The following is a 20,038-nucleotide window of genomic DNA, read 5'->3' as shown; positions in this document are numbered from 1 at the left end:
CGTACCCAGCAAAGGTAAGGTGCTTGCTAGTAGGCAAACTTTAGAAAATTCTATGGTTTGGGATTTGGTGCAGTTTCTCCGGCAAAAGAAGTACAATTGCCACCGAGGCCAGAAATAATCGCGCAAGTATTAGTTTTCAACATTCCCTGATATGTATCAGCACCCGTGCCGGGGCCGCCCAACTCGTCGCTGTAAAGTTCTTTGTCGGAAATCTCGACATTTGCCTCCCTCGCCACAGTCTCCATCAACTTCGGATTAGTTGTGGTTTCGGCAAAAATTGTCGGCACTCCTGTGCTCTTAATTTCTGAGGACAATGCGGCAATTCTTGCTGCTGTGGGCTGTTCCTCTGTCGTCACACCCTGCAAAGCTCCAGCCATCTCCAAACCGTAAGCATCGGCATAGTAACTCAGAGCATCGTGAGTTGTTACTAACTTCCGTTTTTCTGGTGCAATAGTCGCAATTTGAGCTTTTATCCAAGTATCTATTTTTTGCAACTCATCTGTTAAGCTTGCTGCATTTTTGGCATAAAGTTGAGCATTGGCGGGGGAAACTTTGCTCAATTCATTGCGAATTGTTTCTACCATACGGATGCCATTTTCAGGGTTATGCCAAACGTGAGGGTCAGGGACTTTTTCGCCTTCTGCATGGGGTTGGTTTTCCGCTTTATCTTCACCGTGTTCGTGTTCGTGCTCGTCTTTGCCCATCAGCGGTTTGGGAACGGCGAGTTCGTGGACGGCGATTTTGGGTGCGGAATTATTGCTAGATTCAATTAACTTAATGATGCTGGGTTCGTGGTTGTAGCCGCCGTAGAAAATTAGATTTGCTGTTTCAATCGCTTTGCGGTCTTCCGGCTTGGTTTGGTAGGCGTGGGGGTCGTCTCCCGGCTCGATTAGACAGGTGGTGTCGATCGAACTTTGAGCGATTTCTTTTGTTAGGTTGCAGATAACGCCAGTCGTGGCGACGACTTTGGGCAAGTTGGCGGCGGGACTGGCTTGAGTTTGAGTCGCGGCCGGACTCTCTGACACCGGATTGCTTGCGTTCGGCCCTCCACTGCACCCAACCACTCCGCAGCCAATCGCCAAAACAGCCACCCCCCACAATCTGCGGGTTTTTCCAACCAACTTCTTTAACATTTTCACCTTTGGAACGATAATCGTTATTGCTTTTTCGAGTTATCCTATTCTAGTAGCTACGAACAAGAATCGTTCTCAAAATTTTGAATTATGTTAGAAGTGCAAGACTTGGCTGTCAATTATCGCGGAATTTCCGCCCTCAACAGCGTGAATTTCCATTTAGAATCCGGACAATTAACTGGTGTGTTCGGCCCCAACGGCGCGGGGAAAAGCACGATGGTGAAAGCCATGTTGGGATTGATCCCGGCCTGTCGGGGTTTGGTGAAATATCAGGGGCGGCTGCTGAAGGAACAGTTGTCGCGCGTGGCTTACGTGCCGCAGCGATCCCAAATTGACTGGGATTATCCGATTACGGTGTGGAATGCGGTGATGATGGCGCGAACTGTCCAGACAGGTTGGTTTCGCAGTCCCTCGAAGCAGTCGCAAGAATTGGTCAAAGCTGCTTTGCTGCGGGTAGGAATGTGGGATTTGCGCGATCGGCAAATTGGCGAACTGTCTGGCGGACAGCAGCAGCGGATTTTCTTAGCAAGGTCGATCGCCCAACAAGCCGATTTATTCTTCTTCGACGAGCCTTTTAACGCGATCGACAAAGCAACCGAAGAAATTATTTTCGATATTTTTGCCGAACTAAAAGCTGAGAATAAAACATTGCTAGTAATCAGCCACGATTTAGGTGAAACTTTAAAACAGTACGACAATTTATTATTGCTAAATAAGCAGTTAATTGCAACTGGTTCCTGCCGGGAAGTCCTCACCGCAGCCAATATTCAAAAAGCCTATGGATATGATTTAAGTTTAGTTGCTGCCTAAGCAAAAAAAGATTTATCTTTAAAGTTGATTGTGGCACGGGCGTCCCGCCTGTGCAGTTTATTGTAGTTAAAAGTAGTTAAAAAAATCCTATTATTGATGTAATTCAATGTTAAACCTACTAATTGAGCCACTACAATTCGAGTTTATGCGAAATGCGATCGCCGTCGGCATATTGCTAGGAATTCTCTGTGCCGTTGTCGGTTCCTACTTAATTGTACAGCAAATGGGAATGATGGTTGACATGATTGCCCATTCGGTATTAGCAGGATTGCCAGTAGCTTTTTCTTTAGGTTTCAATATTTCGATCGGCGCGTTTATATCGGGAATTATAAGCGCGGTAATTATGGCATGGATTCAATCGCAATCTCGTCTAAAAATTGATGCCGTGATGGCATTAATTCTATCTACTTTCTTAGCAATTAGCGTCACGCTGATTAGCCTGTTGCGGACAACCAAGTTAGATTTAGACGGGTTCTTGTTCGGGAATATCTTGTCAGTTGCACCGGCTGACGTGCAGCAGACTTTTGTCATAACTTTGATTATTTTGGTAGCGGTTAAACTCCTTTACAAAGAATTGCTCTTTTATACTTTTGATCCGCTGGGGGCGCAAGCGTCCGGTTTACCTGTAAACTTGATTTATTTGGGGATGATTTCGGCGATTACGCTGACGATTGTTGCGAGTTTGCAAACTGTGGGGGCGCTGTTAGTAATTTCTCTGTTAATCGGGCCGGGAATAACGGCGTATTTGTTGGTAAAAGAGCTACATTTAATGATGGGATTAGGAGCAATTATTGGGATTACAGCTAGCGTAACTGGTATGTATCTCAGCTATTATTTTAATATGCCGTCTGGGGCGGCAATTGTATTAGTTATTTTTGGGTTATTTTTAGGGGCTTTGCTGTTCAGTCCCAGTCAAGGAATTTTGACAAGAAAGAGAGGATAACAGTCCAGGACGCACAGGCTCTATCTGTTGTACGTTTTTTACGCTTACTTACGCAAAAAGTAATTTAACGCCCTACTTATAACAGCTTGCTCAGCCCGAACTATTTGCCGCGCATAGATTTATGACCAAACCAGCAATTCGCCTCCACAGCCGCCAGCGGCGAGAAACTGACCTTCGGGATGCCATGCGAGACAGGAAAAACCACCCTCTGCACCTTCTAGTATTTGCAGCAATCGTTCTGCTTCCTCCCACAAACAAACTTGACCGTCTGCGGCTGCGGAAGCTAATAAAAATGTGTTAGGTTGAAACGCGATCGCATTTACCACTTTTTCATGCAGTTCTAACCCCCAAGAATCCCAACCGATACTTTCATCAGCGTGTTTTTCCCACACTGAAATACCTTCAGAACTCGCAGCAGCTAACAAAGGCGCACCCAAGGAATTAGTTTTATCCGACCAAGCTAACTCCCGAACTTTCCCCGGAAAACCCTGCATTACCCAGGGTTCAAAATTGCCCCATTCATTAACAATTAGAGTATTGTCCATATTGCCGCAAGCTAAATATTCCCCTTGTGGCGACCAAGAAACTGCACCAGTTGCGGAGGGTACTGATAAAATTTCCGGGTCTTCGTCCCAGTCTTCGCCATGCCAAACTTTGACGCCTTGATAGCCGCTAACTGCCAGATATTGAACCATCGGATGCCATGCTAAATCGAGTATAGATGATGACTCGAAATTCAGCGTTACTTCCACAACATTATCCTCAACATTCCATACTTGAACGTAGCGACCCATACTGAAAGCTAACTGGTTGCAGTTGGGACTCCAAGCTAACTTATCAACCCAAACGCGCTGGTTATCCAAATCAGCAATTAATTCCCCAGAATTAACGCGCCAAATTCGCACTTTTCCATCTTGTCCGCCAGCAGCTAGGAATTGGCTGTCGCGGGAAAAAGACAAGCAATCGGCTGATTTACCCGTGGCAGTTTGTAGCGTTTGCAATGACAATTCATTAACTGCCCCTACTTTCGCCAGCATCACTTCGCCTGCCGCAGAACAGACTCCTAAAGTTGTGCCATCCCGCGACCAAGTAACAGCAGTTAGGTAGTCAGACAGCATGGCTGCGGCGTGAAATTTCAGGGTTTGTTCGCTACTTTTTAAACTAGACACCGACGGAAATCCTCTCGCAATTGATTTTCGTTTAAGTTGCGGCCGATGAATACGAGTTCATTTTTCGGAGTTTCGGTGGCTTTCCAAGGTCTATCCGGTCGGCCATCGAACACCATGTGTACTCCTTGGAAAACAAATCGCTTGTTGTCTGCGGCAACATTCAAAATTCCTTTTGTCCGAAAGATATTCGGGCCTTGAGTTCGCAACAATTCCTCCATCCAATCACTGAATTTGTTGCGGTCAATAGCGCCAGATTCTACTATTGCGACCGAAGTAACAGTTTCGTCGTGTTCGTGAGTGTGTTCGCCCAAAAAGTCTGGTTCGATTTCTAAGGCCCGGTTCAAATCAAATGCTTTGATGCCCAACAAAGCATCCATTTCTAATTCAGCGTTGCGGGTACGGTGAATTTTTGCCATTGCATTCATGGCGCGAATTCGCTTTTCTAATTCGGCCAATTCTTCGTCAGTCACTAAATCAGTTTTGTTGAGCAAAACTACATCAGCAAAGGCAATTTGTTCTTGAGCTTCGTCTGCCTCCCAGTGCTGCCAGATGTGTTTGGCATCGACTACCGTGACAACTGCGTCTAGCAGCAATTTGCCCCGCATATCTTCGTCTACAAAAAAGGTTTGAATTACGGGTGCGGGGTCGGCTAAACCTGTGGTTTCGATGACTATGTGATCGAATTTGTCTCGCCGCTTCATTAAGTTACCGATAATCCGAATTAAATCGCCTCGGACTGTACAGCAAATGCAGCCGTTGTTCATCTCGAAAATTTCTTCATCGGCATCAATTATCAGTTGGTTGTCGATGCCTACTTCGCCGAATTCGTTGACGATGACTGCAACTTTTTTGCCGTGTTCCTGTGTTAAAATGCGGTTCAGCAGCGTGGTTTTGCCTGCACCTAAATAGCCTGTGAGAACGGTAACAGGAACTGATTCGATCGCCCCAGCAGTCACCATACTTGACCTCGATTATTGTACAATGATAACCATTATCGCTATTGTACACCAGACCTGCTGGCAGCGCCCACAATATTAAATAATGTTAATAAATTGTTTGTCAGAGCTTGTCGGGGCAAGTTTTACCAATAATATTTGCTGCCATTCAAAATATCGATAAACCCGCCCCTCTCAGATGACAATTAATTGTTAATCATAGCTGCAATTCGATCGCGCTCTAACTCTCGACCGATCAGCACTAATTTGGTTTGGCGGAGTTCAGAAGGTTGCCAAGGACGATCGTAAAAATATTCTATCCGCGAGCCCACACCTTGCAACACCATCCTCATCGGTTTCTTGGGAACCGCCACAAACCCTTTAATCCGATATATTTCCTCCTGCTGCATCAAGGATTGCAGTTTTTTCACCAATGCTTCAGGTTCAAATTCGCGATCGGCAATAAAGTAAGTCGAGTTAATATCATCATCGTGTTCGTGTTCCTCCTCAGCATCGTGGTGACTGGGGCGAGACTCCAAATCATCCTCAACCGCCGCATTAAATCCCATGATCACATCAGGGTTAATTTCGCCACCTTTGCAGGGCACAATTTTTACACTCGGACGCAACTCTTGTTGCAACCAGCTTTGGACTTTCTTGTGAGTTTCCGCATCTACGCGATCGACCTTCGTTAAAAGTACCATATCGGCACAGGCTAACTGGTCTTCAAACAATTCCTCGATCGGAGTTTCGTGATCCAAACTATCATCAGCCTGTCGCTGTGCCATCAAAGCATCGATATCACCGACAAAAGTACCGCTAGCAATAGCTTCGCAATCGACAACAGCAACAACACCGTCCACAGTAGCACCGGTGCGAATTTCCGGCCAGCGAAAAGCTTGAATCAAAGGTTTAGGAAGTGCGAGGCCAGAAGTCTCTATTACAATACAATCAATTTGTTCTCTGCGCTTCAACAGTTCCTGCATAGTCGGCAAGAATTCCTCTTGAACAGTGCAGCAAAGACAACCATTTGTTAGTTCTACAATATTGCTGCTGACATTTTCTTCTTCGTCGCAAACTTGACAATCGCGCAGGAGTTCTCCGTCAATTCCGATTTCGCCAAATTCGTTAACCAGAACAGCAATGCGGCGACCGTGATTATTTTGCAATAAGTGGCGAATTAAAGTAGTTTTGCCGCTACCGAGAAAACCAGTGATGACAGTAACAGGGATTTTGTGCATTGATAATTTTGTGCTTATTTGGTGGTGGGATATCTTGTTCCGAGGCTCTGCCTGGGAATACCGATCTAGAGGCTGTTGCCTCGCTGGAATAAAGGAGCGCTTTTAACACGAGGCCGAGCCTCTGGCTATGCGATCCCAGGCCGAGAACGTAGGTAACAACTTAAGACGGAAACCTACAATAAAAGTCGCTTTTAGGCGAAATCTAGATCCCCCTAAATCCCCCTTAAGAAGGGGGACTTTGAGAATATTTCTTGTCCCCCCCTTATTAAGGGGGGTTAGGGGGAATCTAGATTTCGATAAAAACAAGAGAAACGGTCGGTTTGAAGTTAAGTTGTCACCAATGGACAGAGCATGGTAACGAGAAAGGCTCTAATTTGCCAGCGGTGGAATCTTTGCTAAAACGCCTTTTTTCAGAGCTTGAGGACGCTCAGACCAAGGCAACAAACCGTCCGGTTTAGCATAGTATTGACCCGCGCATTCGAGTACCGCCTCGATGCTTTCCGCCTCATTTGCTGGTAAATCGCCAAACAGATAAGTGTACTTTCCTACAGCAGCAAAAGACACCGCACAAGAGTGACTGCAAGCACTCATGCACTCAACTTCTTGAATCTCAAACTTATCAGAAAACTCCCAATCTTTAGCGAGTTGCGACAAATTTTCCATAAATTGTTGGCCGCCGCTTTTGCCTTCGCGCTTGCCGTTTTTCCAAACACTAGCGCAAGCAGTGCAAACAAACAGATTGTGCTTTGTGCGTACAGCCGCATTAATTCCATCCATCATCCGTACCTCGCAGATGCGTTCAAAAGTGAGTTAGATATCGGCGGGCATTCTGACTTTAGAAACAACAAGCGTTTCATTACAGTTGCGGGACAGCGCCGGACTTGCACCGAACTTTCCCCGTTTCCTCTAACGGCTGCTCCCCGCTAGAACCGATCGCGAAATCAAATCCTATCACACTTGCCGCCTTTTTTCAAAAAAGTTATGTTTGTAGGAGCGATCGTTTCGTTCTTAGTAAGGACTAAAGTCCTTATAAGATAACGGCTTCAGGACTAAAGTCCTTACTACAAAGCATAGTAATTACCTATGAACGCTTTTCCTGACTTTTTCCAACATGGCTATCAAATAAGTCGCGAAATCGGATACAACAGTTTGGGCGGCCGCGTCACCTATCTCGCCACAAAAATTAACACAAAAAAATCCGTTGTAATTAAGCAATTTCAATTTGCCCAGTTAGGTGCTAACTGGGCAGAATACGAAGCTTACGAACAAGAAATTAAAGTTTTGCAAAATCTGGATCGTCCTGGCATTCCACGCTATCTCGATTCTTTTCAAACTGACAGCGGTTTCTGCATGGTGCAGGAATACAAAAATGCCGAATCTGCTGTCGCCCGGACTTTTTCGCCGCCGGATATCAAGCAAATTGCGATCGCAACTTTAGAAATTCTAGCTTACCTGCAATCCCAAAAACCGCCCGTAATCCACCGCGACATCAAACCGGAAAACTTGTTAATCGATGACGAGTTAAATGTTTACCTAGTAGACTTCGGTTTTGCGCGCTTGGGAGGCGGAAACATCGCCGCCAGCAGCGTAGTCAAAGGCACAATGGGATTCATGCCACCAGAGCAAATGTTTAACCGGGAATTAACACAAGCATCCGACCTTTACGGCTTGGGTGCGACGCTAATTTGTTTGTTAACTGGTACGAAATCTGGGGATGTCGGCAACTTGATCGGTGATAATTATAGCATTCATTTTCGGCATTTAGTACCGCCGTTGCAGCAGGGTTGGATGAACTGGCTGGAAAGGATGGTAGCACCGAGATTGCAAGACCGATACAAGTCAGCCGCTAATGCTTTAGCCGTTCTGGAATCTCTCGATGTTAGCCGCTTGCCGAAAGTCAGAAGTAATCGCGAGCGCCTGGAGTTAACCGCTACAGAATTGGGAGAAACAATAACAGAAGTAATCGAAATTAGCAACCCAATTCCAGATACAATGCTTGCGGGCAGATGGGAAGTTGCCGCGCATCCGAACGACCCGCCACACACACCTTACGACCACCCTTGGATATCGTTTGAGCCGCAGAAATTTGAGAGCAATAATGTTGCTTGCAAAATCCTAGTTGATACCACACAATTGCTGGCAAGTCAAGCTTATGATCGCTATATAATCTTGCATACTAATTCCGAACCCGACAGTTATAAACTAGAAATCCAAGTCACAACAGCTACCCTCCCTATACCAGAACTAACTACTTTATTGTCTAAGGGCAACCTGATTTTTATGTGCTGCTTTGTCTTATTCGCCTTTCTCTTTAATATGGGCGACGCCTATGACATTGCTTTCGGTATTATTATGAGCTTAGTCTATGGATTTGCCGTTGCTGAAATCACACTCTTAGCAGAATCACAGGGTAATAAAAAAACTTGGGTAGGAGGATTATTGGGATCGCTAATAGGATTAATTTTATCTTTTTTTGTTAAGTCTGGTTTTATTGAAGTTCTTGGTAATTTTCCCAAATCGAACAATATAATTCTATCAATTGCTGCCTTGATATGGATGGTAATTGCGCCGATATTCTTTAGTTTATGTGGAGCTGCACTTGGAAGTATGATGAATAGGGCTTTGGCTATGACTCTGGCTATTATCGTGCAATTTTTATTATGTGCATTGCTTATTCTCGCGGCAATGATCGAGGGTGAAGGTTCCTGGGCAGCATTTTTTATTTTGCTAACCAATTTGTGTTGCATGATAGTTTATACGATTTTTCATAATCCGATTGACGAGCAGACTAGCCTCAGAAGCATTATTAACATACGTCGTAAAACAATAGCTTTTCTCGCTGCCGGATTTTGTAATAGCTTGGGAGTAGCATTTCGACTGTTTTTAAACGTTGTCGCTCAACGAGAATGGGTTGAACCAATGGAAATAGTAGCTGTAGGAGGAGCGACAATCGCCTCTTTAGCTGTCACGGCTATTCCATTACTTGAGATGATTGTTTTTAAACCGAATAGAATTATTGCTAATTATCGCAAATTACAAGCTAGTTTAATTAAACCTTAAATAATGGCTCGCTTGTTTTACTGATTTTTTGAGGACTGAAGTCCTTACTACAAACCTTTTTGGAACTGAAGTTGTGATTGCCAAGCTATGAATAATTTTCCTGACTTTTCCAACTACGGCTATCAAGTAACTCGCGAACTCGGACACAACCGCGCGGGCGGTAGAGTTACTTATCTCGCTACCGAAATTAATACCAAACGTTCCGTTGTTGTCAAACAATTTCAATTTGCCCAGACTGGCGCTAATTGGGCGGAATATCAAGCTTATGAAAAAGAAATTCAGATTTTGCGGGCACTCGATAACCCCAACATTCCCCGTTATTTAGATTCTTTCCAAACTGCATCGGGTTTCTGCATGGTACAGGAATACAAAAATGCTAATTCCCTGGCAACTTCGCCGCAGCAAACACCGCAAAAAACCAAGCAAATTGCTATCTCTGTGTTAGAAATACTCAAATACCTGCAAAATCGGGTGCCGCCAGTTATCCACCGAGATTTAAAGCCGGAAAATATCTTGGTGGACGATCGCCTCAATGTCAGCCTTGTCGATTTCGGATTTGCTAGAATCGGCGGGGGAGAAGTCGCTGCCAGCAGCGTTGTCAAAGGCACCTTGGGCTTTATGCCGCCAGAACAAATGTTCAACCGCCAGCTAACAGTCGCATCCGATTTATACAGTCTCGGCGCCACGCTAATTTGCTTGCTAATCGGCATCAATTCTACCGAAATTGGCAGCTTGATGGACGACACGGGGCGGATTAATTTTAAATATCGCTTACCGCAGCTAACTCCAGAATTTCTTGACTGGCTGCAAAAAATGGTGCAACCGAATTTGAAACACCGCTATGCTTCCGCAGATGCAGCCCTCAATGATTTAATTCCCCTGAAGGTAGTTCGCCAGCCTAAAACATCAAAACTTCCACTCATATCAATCGGAGTGTTGACAGCAAGTGCTGCTATTTTTATCCCGTTTATCCTGAAATCTCCTAAACCTCAACAAGTAGTTAAATCTCAATCCGAAGCCAGAAAACCGAATTTAAAACCTGTGACTCAAGTGATGTTAACTAGCGAGATAATATCCCCCAATATTATAGATTTTGTGTCTTTAAAAAAACAACAGAAAGTCTATTTTGCGGTCAGTGTCACTAACTTGTCAAAGGGAGAATATCAAGGTATTTGTAAGTTATTTAACCCTCAAGGAAAATTGGTGGCTCAGGGTCAATCTCGTTTAATGACAACTGCAGATAGACTAAAAACTTGGTGCGGGTACAACTTTAAAAATTATGAGCAACCTGGAAATTGGAAGTTTGAATTTTATTTAGACAATCAAAGAATGGCTCAAAATAGTTTAAAGGTATTACCTTAAAATAGTTGTATAGGGCGGGCAGTGAGTTTCTCTGCCGTCAAAAGTTGGCTGAATCGGATAGCTTGCATACCCCTCAATTGACGGCTCGCTTTCGCAGATGACCGAAATTGTTGTTAGTTGATTGCTAAGATATTTTTTGAAAGCAAATACTGCTCCTGTGTATACTGCGCCGTGCCTTGTGCCTTCCCATTCTTCACCTATAGGTATAGCAATCACGACACTTCCGCTTTCAACTTGTGCTGGTTCGCGCTTATTCTCCAAGACTTGAACTGGGTTCATTATTGATACTGGGTTCATTATTGATGATGACAGAATTTTGTACTTATAGTTATTTGTGGCTCTCATTTTGACACCCAACCCTTCCAGGGAATCACTAAATTTGTTATTTTTTGCATAGTAAGCTTGCTGCGCTTCATTGATCGAAGTAATATCTTGTTTCACTTGTGGCCATCGCGCACTGCTTGACATCACAATAGTGTTGAGTTTGAAATTGTAAAAAGATGCTAGTATGCCAGCAAAAAATCCGCTGTAAATTACAGTCCGTACCACCAGACTAAATAATGAAACGCTGTATGTTTCACTTGTTTTATGTATCTCTGTTGACATTTTTTTAAGCTGTCTGTCATAAAGTAAATTTGCCAAGCTTGTAGGGTGCGCCACAAGCACCCTACAGATGACCAATTAAGCTGTTTCGTGCTGTTTGCGCCATGCGGGGTGCCACAGCAATTCGGCAGTCGATCGCTTCTCGACCATTTCAGGAGTAATCATACAGTTAGCCACATCCTTGCGAGAAGGCAACTCGTACATCACATCGAGCATTAACTCCTCTAAAATGCTTCGGAGAGCTCTCGCGCCAGTTTTGCGACGATAGGCTTCCTGGGCGATCGCCCGCAGCGCTTCCGGCTGGAATTCCAACTCCACGCTGTCCATCTTCAATAGCTTTTGATACTGCTTCACCAGCGCATTCCGGGGCTCAGTCAATATCTGCATCAAAGCTGCTTCATCCAGTGGCGAAATCACCGTCACCACCGGAATCCGCCCGACAAACTCAGGAATCAAACCAAACTTGACTAAATCGTCCGGCTGTACCTGCTGCAAAATATCAGCCGCCCGCTTGTCTTTCGCCGGCAAAGTCGAGTTGCTGTCGCTTTCTGTTGGCTGAATAAAGCCCAAGGATTTTTTACCCAAACGCTGTTCAACTATTTTTTCCAAACCGACAAAAGCACCGCCACAAATAAATAGAATTTTGCTAGTGTCAACTTGAATAAAATCTTGGTAAGGATGTTTGCGACCGCCTTGCGGAGGCACGTTAACCACGGTTCCTTCCAACATTTTTAGCAGCGCTTGCTGAACTCCTTCTCCCGATACATCCCTCGTGATCGAAGTATTTTCGCTTTTGCGAGCAATCTTGTCAATTTCATCAATATAAATAATGCCCCGCTGCGCCGATTCGACATCAAAATCGGACATTTGCAACAGCCGCAGCAATATATTTTCTACATCGTCGCCGACATATCCAGCTTCTGTCAGCGTCGTCGCATCCGCTACCGCAAACGGCACTTCGAGCATTTGCGCCAAACTTTGGGCTAACAAGGTTTTGCCACAACCTGTGGGGCCCACTAGCAGGATGTTGGATTTTTGCAATTCTACATCGCTGTCAGGGGAAGACTTGTCGCTATCTTTAGCTTGGTCAACGCTCAAGCGCTTGTAGTGGTTATAAACTGCTACAGAAAGGACTTTTTTTGCTGAATGTTGGCCGATGACGTGGTTGTCTAAATGCTGCTTAATCTCTGTTGGTTTCGGAATTTGAGCTAAAACGATTTTCGATTTATTCGATCGACCCGGGCGCCGCGTTCCTTGTCCCTGAGACTCTCGCACCTCTGATTGGGGAATCTGTTGACCAATTGTTTTACTGGAGTCAAAGAACTCCTCCTCTAAAATTTCATTGCACAGTTCCACGCATTCATCGCAAATGTAGACGCCGGGCCCAGCTATTAACTTGCGGACGTACTCTTGCGACTTGCCGCAAAAGGAGCATCTGAGATGGGAGTCATATTTTGACATATTTGCCTCTTAATTTACGGTTGCGGTTGCTTGTTTCGACTGGGGAAGTTGCCGCGGGAGCGACCTTAGCTTTGCCCTAGAAGGGTTTCCCGATCGGACACCCAAGCCAGTCAAGCTTCGCGATCTCTATTTCTAAGTTAACACTTTTGAGGCTTTAGTCATTAGTCACGAGTCATTCGAGCAAATTTGAATTTTTCATTTTCACTTGAAAATAAAGTGGCGCGGGCTTACCATTTTTTGTATTCCAAAAATTTTCCCGACATAATTATTTTCACTCGATCGCCTTTTGGGTCTGCTTCTTTCTCGACATCCAAACTAAAGTCGATCGCGCTCATAATCCCGTCACCAAATTTTTCGTGAATCACTGCTTTGAGTGGCATCCCGTAAACTTGCATAATTTCATAGAAACGATAAATCAGGGGGTCAACCGGAACCGAGGGTTCCAAAGAACCTTTTAACGGAGGTTCACAGAGAACCGCAGCCGTCTCGCTATCTAATCCTAAAGCCGAGACAATTTTCTCGGCTTCATCTTGTGATGCGGTAGCTTGACGGTAAATAAGCGCGGCAATCCAAACTTCGTCGCGCCCTAAAACTTTTTCCAAATCTGCAAAACTAATTCCCTTAGCTTTTTTAGCCGCCAAAAGCTTTTCTGTAATTCCTGAAATTGCCATTAAATATTCTCCCCTTCACTTCTGTGTCAGATGTGAAATATGTCTCACATTTTGGTAATTTTGTCAATACTAAGTTGAGAAAAAAATCGAATTGATAGCTCGCAACTTCAGCAAAAGTTGGTCTCCTTAACCCCTGCAACTCATACAATTTGAGATTGGAGATTTGAGATGTTAGATTGGCAATGACTGATGACTACCAGGGTTGAGAGCTAGTCAACAGTTGCATTCTTTATTCCAACTGGTATCACAACCGATAAATCCTAAAATAAGTCATAACTGCCCTGTGGCAATGGTACAGTTGGCAGTATATGTAATAAAAGTTACACACGCAAAGGCCTTCGGCATTCGGCAAACGGCTGAATTTTGATCGTGCTAGCCTGAAGCTCAATCCTCGCTCACGCAGCCAAAGCGCCTTTACCACTCAAAACAGGCAATTGACAAAAGTATGGAGATTCAGACCAAAGATTACACGATACAGTACGATCGCCCTACGCAAACAGTCACCTGTAGTGGCTCGTTCCGACTCAGCCAGGTGGAAGAATACGCACCCATCGTCGATCTGCTCAACGAAGTGGCTGACTCCTGCCCAAACACGGTGACTCTAGACTTGCGAAAGCTAGAATTTTTAAATAGTTCTGGAATTAATATTTTCTCAAAATTTGTGATCAAAGTGCGCCAGCAAAAAAATATTCAAATCGCCATCAAAGGTTCTAAACAGATCCCCTGGCAGATAAAATCCCTGAAAAACTTGCAGCGGCTGATGCCTTCCTTGCACTTAGAATTAGAATAATAACGAAAAAGGTAAACAGGAATCCCCGGCTAAGTGCGAGAACCAGGATGAGGGTGGCTGAAGTTAATCGGAATAAGTCATAGTTAAACTAGCACAAAACCATAAAAAACTTCAGAACCGACTAAAAATTACCAATTTTCAATTGCTATGCAGGAAGAACCCTCGACAGAACAGCTACTTTTCGACGTTCAGCGGCTGAGTGCGGAACTTGAAAACTTGAAGCGCGAAAAGGTTGACCTAGAACTTTTGCTGGAGACTACCACCGAACATTCAGATACGATGGAAGCTCACTTGCTGAGCAAAGCTCAGTTGGCGCTGCGTTCAAGCGAAGAGCAGTTTCGGGCGATCGCCTCGGCAACTCCCGTGCCGATATTAGTTTCTCGCCTCTGTGACGGCTTAATTATGTATGCGAACGCTCAATTGGCTTCTCTCCTGAACATACCCCTAGAAAAATTGATCGGCTGCAGCACTCCAGACTTTTACTTCAACCCCGCCGATCGCCCAAAGGTACTTGAGGCACTTGCTAAAGAGGGATACCTCCAAAACTACGAAATCCACTGCAAAAAATCAGACGGCACCGCTTTCTGGGCGATGATCTCGGTTCAGTCGCTGGTGTTTAACGGGCAGCAGACGGCATTGTGCGCCTTGTACGACCTCACCCAGCGCAAGGAAGCAGAACAAAGCCTCCAAGAGAGCGAAAAGCGTCTCCGCCGCCAGAGTTTGGCTTTGTTGCAGCTAGGTAGGCAGAGGACTCTCAACAGCGGTGCGCTGAATGTGGGAATTCGCGAAATTACCGAGGCTGCTGCCCGGACTTTGGATGTGGAAAAAGTCAGCGTCTGGCTTTACAACCATGGAAGATTTGGAACTCGGTACCCCAGCGATCAGCTAAATTTTACCGAGAGAGTTCTCGCCCAGAACCAAACAGAGCCACTCGATACAGAGGCCGCTGCCCCAGAGCAACACGAGGGGGTGAATCATTCTAAGTTTAAAATGCCCAACCTCAAATTAGTTTGTCTTGACGTGTACGATCGTACCCAGGAGAATCATTTGAGCCGGGAGTGCATATCGGCAAGCGATTTAAATTTATCAATTTTAGATGTTGAAGGCGACGCACCGGGCGAAAATGTGCGATCGGACAATGGTTTAGAACCTACGACAAAGACTCAAAACTCTCTACAAACAAATTTGTCCCACTCATCTTCCATAGCCGAACATTCCGGTGTACTGCCAAATGCCAGCAAGCCGAATTCCTCCATATTAAATGTAGCAATTAGGCTGGGTGGGCAGATCGTGGGCATCCTCTCTCTCGAACATATCGGCGCGCCCCGCCAGTGGGCTCTGGAGGAACGCACCTTCGCTGATTCTTTGGCAAATTTGGTAGCGCTGGCGATCGAAGGATTTGAGCGCCAGCGGGCTCAGGAAGCACTCTCCAAAGCCAAAGCCCAGCTAGAAATGACCGTCGATCAGCGCACCGCTCAACTCACCGCCGCCAATAAACTGCTCCGCATCGAAATTGCCGAGCGCAAAAGAGCCGAAATAGCCTTGCAAGAAGCCTTACACAAAGCTGAAGCAGCTTCGAGAGCTAAAAGCACTTTTTTAGCCAATATGAGCCACGAGCTGCGGACGCCGCTCAACGCGATTATCGGTTACAGCGAAATGCTACAAGAAGAAGCACGAGAATCGGGACTCGAAGAGATCATTCCCGATACCCAAAAAATTTATAACGCCGGCAAACACTTGCTGACTTTAATTAACGATATTCTCGACCTTTCTAAGATAGAAGCTGGTCGGATGGAGCTTTATTTAGAAAAATTTGACCTCAGTAATTTAATAGAAGAAGTCGTTGCAACTTTGCACCCTTTGGTCGAAAAAAATCACAATCAATTGCAAGTTTCTTGCTCTGAAAATTTGGGAGTGATGTATGCAGATTTGACTAAAGTCCGGCAAATTCTGTTCAATTTGCTCTCGAATGCCCTGAAGTTTACCGAAGGTGGAACGGTGCTGTTGAGCGCGACTCGCGAACCAGCCGGCGACAGCGATTGGGTTTATTTGCAGGTATCTGATACGGGGATTGGAATGTCGGCAGAACAGCAGCAGGGTTTATTTCAACCTTTTATTCAAGGGGACGCTTCAACTACTCGCAAGTACGGTGGCACCGGTTTAGGATTGGCCATTAGCCGCTTGTTTTGCCAGATGATGGGCGGCGATATCACTGTGGAGAGTGAATTGGATGTTGGCTCTACTTTTACTGTTCATTTAAAGACAAAAGTTGATATTAGTTAGAAGCAAATTGGGCAACTAGCAATGTAGGGGATGTAACGGATTTAATGGGTGGGGGTTTTGCCAGGAATTGTGTAGGGGATTTAACGGATGGCAAAAGATGGAATAATTCCCCCATTACTCATTCTCCCATTACCAATTACCCATTACCAATTACCCATTCCCTTTTTTATTGTGACACCGATCGCGATCGACCTCTGTTTTCGATCACACAGTAGCCTTTTTTTTCAGCCTAGAATACCTATATTATTCCAAGATTGTCCTGCAGGCACGATAGGGGGCCTCGCTGCATTCACAAGTCCCACCTCAACCTAATTAAGGCGGTGGGGGGTTGCTTCCAGAAAGGCAATTTGGTAAAAGTAATGCTATGGTCGCGAAGCAGTAGAAGGCAAAATTTAACAGAAAATCAGGAAGTTTCTAAAGTCTCTGGACGCAGAAACACAATTCTGCTTTTTGCCTTCATACTGCTTCTACTGGCGAGATAGCACTGCTACTGAAAGCAATGCACAATTTCTCAGAATCAAAGGAGTGCATCTACATGATTAAACCTTGCAGTCAACCGCTAAAAATAAATCCTTTTACTTGTTATCGCGATCCGGCTACAGGCAGGTGGACTACTGTAGTTACAAGTGTTCCAAACACTTGCGAAACAGACTCTAGTTTAAAAGCAGAAGCCGAAGGCGAAAACGAAGGTAAAGCAGAAACGATCCTTTCTGCTTCGCCTGCTGTCTCGGTGTCGAAAAAAGTCCTTTCTTTCTCCGTACCTCAGTTTAAGCACCGTGCCAAAAAATCTGCTGTTAGTGTCAGCAGGTAGCTATCGCAGGGGTCTAATCTAGTTTCCACGGTTAGTCCCCGGCGCTCGTCAAACCAAACAAAACAAACTTATCCATAGCTTAAACTGTCAAAAAGCGATATACTGGCAGCAAACTTTCTCCTTCAATATCCGTGAAGTATTTGCTCGATCGCTGCCTCCACTTTGTATGGACAGACCGACCAATTCGCCAGCGGGGAACAGTCATCATTGCTATTCCCATGATTTTTCTGTTTGCTTCGCTGCTAGCAATTGCAGCCCTCCGGGATAGTGCCCTACAGATAAGAAAGCGAGCAGATACTAATAGGGAAATACTTCAGGAAACTAACCGCATGATAACCCTGGTGGTGGATGCGGAAACGAGCGTTAGGGGTTATGGGTTGACAAAGCGCCGCGAATTTCTATCACCCTACTTAGAAGCAAAGAAGAGTTTGCCTCCGCTGCTGGCTAAACTCAAGGTTTTGGTTCAAGAAAACAAACTGCAAGCTCAGCGATTTGAAGAAATTAAAAAAAGTACCGAACAGCATATAAATTTCTTGCAAAATACTTTGAATAAGCTGGACAGTTCGGCAATAAGGATGCAGTCGCCGGAAATAATTGAGGTGTTCACTCAAGGCAAATTGAGGAGGGAGAACCTGCGCGCAAAAATTAATGTGTTTGCTAATGCCGGCGAAGCCTACCAGAAAAGTCTAGATCGGCAATTAGGGGAGTTGGTAGATTTCATTAATTTTGTGCAAGTTGCGGGTTTACTTTCCGGCTGTTTGGGTGCAGGGGCTTCCTGGTATTTATTTGATAGTTTAGAGAAGGAATTGAGCAAGCGGGAAGCTGGCTTGGAAGAAAGTAAAAGTCGCATTCAAGCTGTGGTAGACAATGCGGCTGACGGTATTATTACTTTGGACGCACAGGGAAATATTGAGTCTTTTAATAGGGCAGCAGAAAAGATTTTTGGGGAGAAAGCCGATCGAATAATGGGCTCTAACCTGCGGCGGCTGATAGCTCAACCGCTGCCGCACAGCAGTGTGGGGGATTATTCGATCGAATATTTTGTGTTACATCCAGATACTAGGCTGAAGACTTACCAGCAAGAAACAGTTGGAATTCGACACGACGGAACGAAGTTCCCGATGGAGTTGGCTGTCAGCGAAATGCGTCTGGCAAATCAACACTTGTTTATTGCGATTTGCCGCGATGCCCGAGGACGAAAACAAGCCGAAGAAACTCTGCGAAAGCAAGCGCAAATGCTGGATTTGGCAAATGATACGATCGCGGTTTTAGACTTGAATGGGGTAATTTCTTATTGGAATTTAGGGGCGAAGTGGCTCTACGGGTGGCGGAAGTCGCAAGCAATAGGAAAAAATATTCACAAGCTTTTACAAACAGAATGGGCCCAACCTTTTGAGATAATTCAAAAAGTATTTTTCGAGAAGGGTTCTTGGCAAGGAGAACTGGTGCGAACTAAGAAAGACGGGACAAAAATAACGGTGGCAAGCCGATGGACTTTGCAGTATGACGATCAAGATCAACCAGTGGCTATTTTGGAAATCAGCAACGATATTAGCGATCGCAAACGCTCAGAAATTGCTTTAGCCGAAAGCGCGCAGCGGTTTCGCGCTACTTTTGAGCAGGCGGCAGTAGGCATGGTTCAAGCGACTGTGGAAGGCAAATTTCTCTTAGTCAATCAAAAACTTTGCGAAATTTTGGGCTACAGCCGGCAAGAATTGGTGGAGAAAAGATTTCAGGATATTACTTGGCCTGGAGATTTGGCAAGCGAACTGGAACTTTTGCGCCAATTGTTAGCAGCAGAAATTGAAAATTTCTCTGTGGAAAAGCGCTACATCCGCAAAGACGGAGAGTTGGTGTGGGCAAACTTAACGGTTTCGCTGCTGCGAGAACAAAATGGCACTCCATTTCTGATGAGTGTGATTGAAGATATTAGGGAACGCAAACAAGCTGAGGAATCGCTGCGGTTGCGCGCTCAAGAATTGAGGTTGACAGCCCAAAATCTAGCTCAAACGACGAATAGTTTAAGAAAGCGGAATCAAGAATTAGACCAGTTTGCTTATGTAGTTTCTCACGATTTGAAAGCGCCACTCAGGGCGATCGCCAATCTCAGCAGTTGGATAGAAGAAGACCTCAGCGAGTCGATGACAGAGGAGACTCTGCACCAAATGAACCTGCTGCGCGGCAGAGTTCACAGGATGGAAGGTTTGATTGAGGGACTGCTGCAATATTCGCGCGTCGGACGGATTCAAGTGCCTTCAGAAATGGTAAAAGTTGAGAAGTTATTAGCAGAAATTATTGATTCGTTGGCGCCGCCGTCTGGATTTGAGGTGAAAGTTGAACCGGGAATGCCAACTTTTGTGACCGAAAAATTGCTGCTACAGCAGGTTTTTTCTAATTTAATTAGCAACGCAATTAAGCACAACCGAGCTGAAGCGGGTCATGTAAAAATATGGGTTAAAGAGTTAGATGATTTTTACGAGTTTTCTGTAGAGGATGACGGGCCGGGGATTGCTCCTCAATATCACGATAAAGTTTTTGTAATTTTTCAGACCTTGGAAGCTCGCGATAAAGTTGAAAATACTGGGATTGGTTTGTCGCTGGTGAAAAAAATTGTCGAAGGTCAAGGGGGCAGTATTTCCCTCGAATCTGCTGAAGGTGAGGGAGCAACTTTTCGGTTTACTTGGCCGAAGCAACCTATTAGCCAAGACGGAAAATAACACTACTCACGGCGATCCAAAGAGTAAATGTAGGGTACACCCGGACTAC

General features: G+C 45.1%; 16 protein-coding genes and 1 riboswitch. Of the genes, 8 read left to right on the top strand and 8 right to left on the bottom strand.

Annotated features, from left to right (window positions below; all coding sequences use genetic code 11):
* Positions 1–50 precede the first annotated feature (50 nt).
* A complete protein-coding gene (locus QUB25_RS15140) occupies positions 51–1,133 on the bottom strand; it encodes a metal ABC transporter solute-binding protein, Zn/Mn family (RefSeq protein ID WP_333183956.1) in 1,083 nt (360 codons plus the stop codon).
* A gap of 90 nt (positions 1,134–1,223) precedes the next feature.
* Between QUB25_RS15140 and QUB25_RS15135 the strand changes: the two genes are divergently transcribed.
* Positions 1,224–1,943, top strand: coding sequence for a metal ABC transporter ATP-binding protein (locus QUB25_RS15135; protein ID WP_333183955.1), 720 nt, complete (start codon positions 1,224–1,226; stop codon positions 1,941–1,943).
* A gap of 106 nt (positions 1,944–2,049) precedes the next feature.
* Positions 2,050–2,886 (top strand): metal ABC transporter permease, encoded by an 837-nt coding sequence (locus tag QUB25_RS15130; RefSeq protein WP_333183954.1) that lies wholly within the window; start codon positions 2,050–2,052, stop codon positions 2,884–2,886.
* A 119-nt stretch (positions 2,887–3,005) separates the two neighbouring features.
* Here the strand turns inward: QUB25_RS15130 and QUB25_RS15125 are convergent, their stop codons facing one another.
* The 4 genes from QUB25_RS15125 to QUB25_RS15110 all read right to left on the bottom strand — a co-directional run bounded on the left by QUB25_RS15125 (position 3,006) and on the right by QUB25_RS15110 (position 7,011).
* A complete protein-coding gene (locus QUB25_RS15125) occupies positions 3,006–4,055 on the bottom strand; it encodes a WD40 repeat domain-containing protein (RefSeq protein ID WP_333183953.1) in 1,050 nt (349 codons plus the stop codon).
* Positions 4,043–5,014 (bottom strand): GTP-binding protein, encoded by a 972-nt coding sequence (locus QUB25_RS15120; RefSeq protein WP_333183952.1) that lies wholly within the window; start codon positions 5,012–5,014, stop codon positions 4,043–4,045. The genes QUB25_RS15125 and QUB25_RS15120 overlap by 13 nt, the downstream gene beginning before the upstream one ends.
* Before the next feature lie 182 nt (positions 5,015–5,196).
* On the bottom strand, positions 5,197–6,231 hold the full coding sequence (gene cobW, locus QUB25_RS15115) for a cobalamin biosynthesis protein CobW (protein WP_333183951.1): 1,035 nt from the start codon (positions 6,229–6,231) through the stop codon (positions 5,197–5,199).
* Positions 6,232–6,600: 369 nt separating this feature from the next.
* On the bottom strand, positions 6,601–7,011 hold the full coding sequence (locus QUB25_RS15110; protein ID WP_333077491.1) for a DUF1636 domain-containing protein: 411 nt from the start codon (positions 7,009–7,011) through the stop codon (positions 6,601–6,603).
* Positions 7,012–7,033: 22 nt separating this feature from the next.
* Positions 7,034–7,180, bottom strand: a riboswitch (cobalamin riboswitch).
* Positions 7,181–7,314: 134 nt separating this feature from the next.
* Between QUB25_RS15110 and QUB25_RS15105 the strand changes: the two genes are divergently transcribed.
* Positions 7,315–9,291 (top strand): serine/threonine-protein kinase, encoded by a 1,977-nt coding sequence (locus QUB25_RS15105; protein ID WP_333183950.1) that lies wholly within the window; start codon positions 7,315–7,317, stop codon positions 9,289–9,291.
* A gap of 87 nt (positions 9,292–9,378) precedes the next feature.
* Positions 9,379–10,653, top strand: coding sequence for a serine/threonine-protein kinase (locus QUB25_RS15100; RefSeq protein WP_333183949.1), 1,275 nt, complete (start codon positions 9,379–9,381; stop codon positions 10,651–10,653).
* On the opposite strand, the gene QUB25_RS15095 is transcribed toward QUB25_RS15100, so the two are convergent.
* From QUB25_RS15095 to cynS, 3 genes are all read right to left on the bottom strand, one after another.
* On the bottom strand, positions 10,645–11,259 hold the full coding sequence (locus tag QUB25_RS15095; RefSeq protein ID WP_333183948.1) for a type IV pilin-like G/H family protein: 615 nt from the start codon (positions 11,257–11,259) through the stop codon (positions 10,645–10,647). The genes QUB25_RS15100 and QUB25_RS15095 overlap by 9 nt on opposite strands.
* 75 nt (positions 11,260–11,334) lie before the next feature.
* Positions 11,335–12,717, bottom strand: a complete 1,383-nt coding sequence (clpX, locus tag QUB25_RS15090) for an ATP-dependent protease ATP-binding subunit ClpX (protein WP_333183947.1) — start codon at positions 12,715–12,717, stop codon at positions 11,335–11,337.
* A 227-nt stretch (positions 12,718–12,944) separates the two neighbouring features.
* Positions 12,945–13,388, bottom strand: coding sequence for a cyanase (cynS, locus tag QUB25_RS15085; protein WP_333037104.1), 444 nt, complete (start codon positions 13,386–13,388; stop codon positions 12,945–12,947).
* A gap of 445 nt (positions 13,389–13,833) precedes the next feature.
* Between cynS and QUB25_RS15080 the strand changes: the two genes are divergently transcribed.
* From QUB25_RS15080 to QUB25_RS15065, 4 genes are all read left to right on the top strand, one after another.
* A complete protein-coding gene (locus QUB25_RS15080; RefSeq protein ID WP_333183946.1) occupies positions 13,834–14,178 on the top strand; it encodes a slr1659 superfamily regulator in 345 nt (114 codons plus the stop codon).
* Positions 14,179–14,325: 147 nt separating this feature from the next.
* Positions 14,326–16,461, top strand: a complete 2,136-nt coding sequence (locus QUB25_RS15075) for an ATP-binding protein (protein ID WP_333183945.1) — start codon at positions 14,326–14,328, stop codon at positions 16,459–16,461.
* 535 nt (positions 16,462–16,996) lie between these two features.
* Positions 16,997–17,272 carry a hypothetical protein gene (locus QUB25_RS15070; protein ID WP_333183944.1) on the top strand — a complete coding sequence of 92 codons (276 nt, stop codon included), beginning with the start codon at positions 16,997–16,999 and terminating at the stop codon, positions 17,270–17,272.
* 131 nt (positions 17,273–17,403) lie between these two features.
* Entirely contained in the window at positions 17,404–19,989 is a 2,586-nt protein-coding gene (locus tag QUB25_RS15065) for a PAS domain S-box protein (RefSeq protein ID WP_333183943.1), read from the top strand.
* The last annotated feature ends 49 nt before the right edge of the window (positions 19,990–20,038 follow it).

This window comes from Microcoleus sp. B3-D7 (assembly GCF_036705305.1).
Lineage (GTDB): Bacteria > Cyanobacteriota > Cyanobacteriia > Cyanobacteriales > Microcoleaceae > Microcoleus.
The sequence above is the reverse complement of the archived record's forward strand: the minus strand, read 5'-3'. Positions and strand labels throughout refer to the sequence as shown.

Bases quoted from the DNA above. Each gene is read 5' to 3' on its own strand.
- QUB25_RS15140 (WP_333183956.1), bottom strand. From the start codon at position 1,133: ATGTTAAAGAAGTTGGTTGGAAAAACCCGCAGATTGTGGGGGGTGGCT.
- QUB25_RS15135 (WP_333183955.1), top strand. From the start codon at position 1,224: ATGTTAGAAGTGCAAGACTTGGCTGTCAATTATCGCGGAATTTCCGCC.
- QUB25_RS15130 (WP_333183954.1), top strand. From the start codon at position 2,050: ATGTTAAACCTACTAATTGAGCCACTACAATTCGAGTTTATGCGAAAT.
- QUB25_RS15120 (WP_333183952.1), bottom strand. From the start codon at position 5,014: ATGGTGACTGCTGGGGCGATCGAATCAGTTCCTGTTACCGTTCTCACA.
- cobW (WP_333183951.1), bottom strand. From the start codon at position 6,231: ATGCACAAAATCCCTGTTACTGTCATCACTGGTTTTCTCGGTAGCGGC.
- QUB25_RS15110 (WP_333077491.1), bottom strand. From the start codon at position 7,011: ATGATGGATGGAATTAATGCGGCTGTACGCACAAAGCACAATCTGTTT.
- QUB25_RS15105 (WP_333183950.1), top strand. From the start codon at position 7,315: ATGAACGCTTTTCCTGACTTTTTCCAACATGGCTATCAAATAAGTCGC.
- QUB25_RS15100 (WP_333183949.1), top strand. From the start codon at position 9,379: ATGAATAATTTTCCTGACTTTTCCAACTACGGCTATCAAGTAACTCGC.
- QUB25_RS15095 (WP_333183948.1), bottom strand. From the start codon at position 11,259: ATGTCAACAGAGATACATAAAACAAGTGAAACATACAGCGTTTCATTA.
- clpX (WP_333183947.1), bottom strand. From the start codon at position 12,717: ATGTCAAAATATGACTCCCATCTCAGATGCTCCTTTTGCGGCAAGTCG.
- cynS (WP_333037104.1), bottom strand. From the start codon at position 13,388: ATGGCAATTTCAGGAATTACAGAAAAGCTTTTGGCGGCTAAAAAAGCT.
- QUB25_RS15080 (WP_333183946.1), top strand. From the start codon at position 13,834: ATGGAGATTCAGACCAAAGATTACACGATACAGTACGATCGCCCTACG.
- QUB25_RS15075 (WP_333183945.1), top strand. From the start codon at position 14,326: ATGCAGGAAGAACCCTCGACAGAACAGCTACTTTTCGACGTTCAGCGG.
- QUB25_RS15070 (WP_333183944.1), top strand. From the start codon at position 16,997: ATGATTAAACCTTGCAGTCAACCGCTAAAAATAAATCCTTTTACTTGT.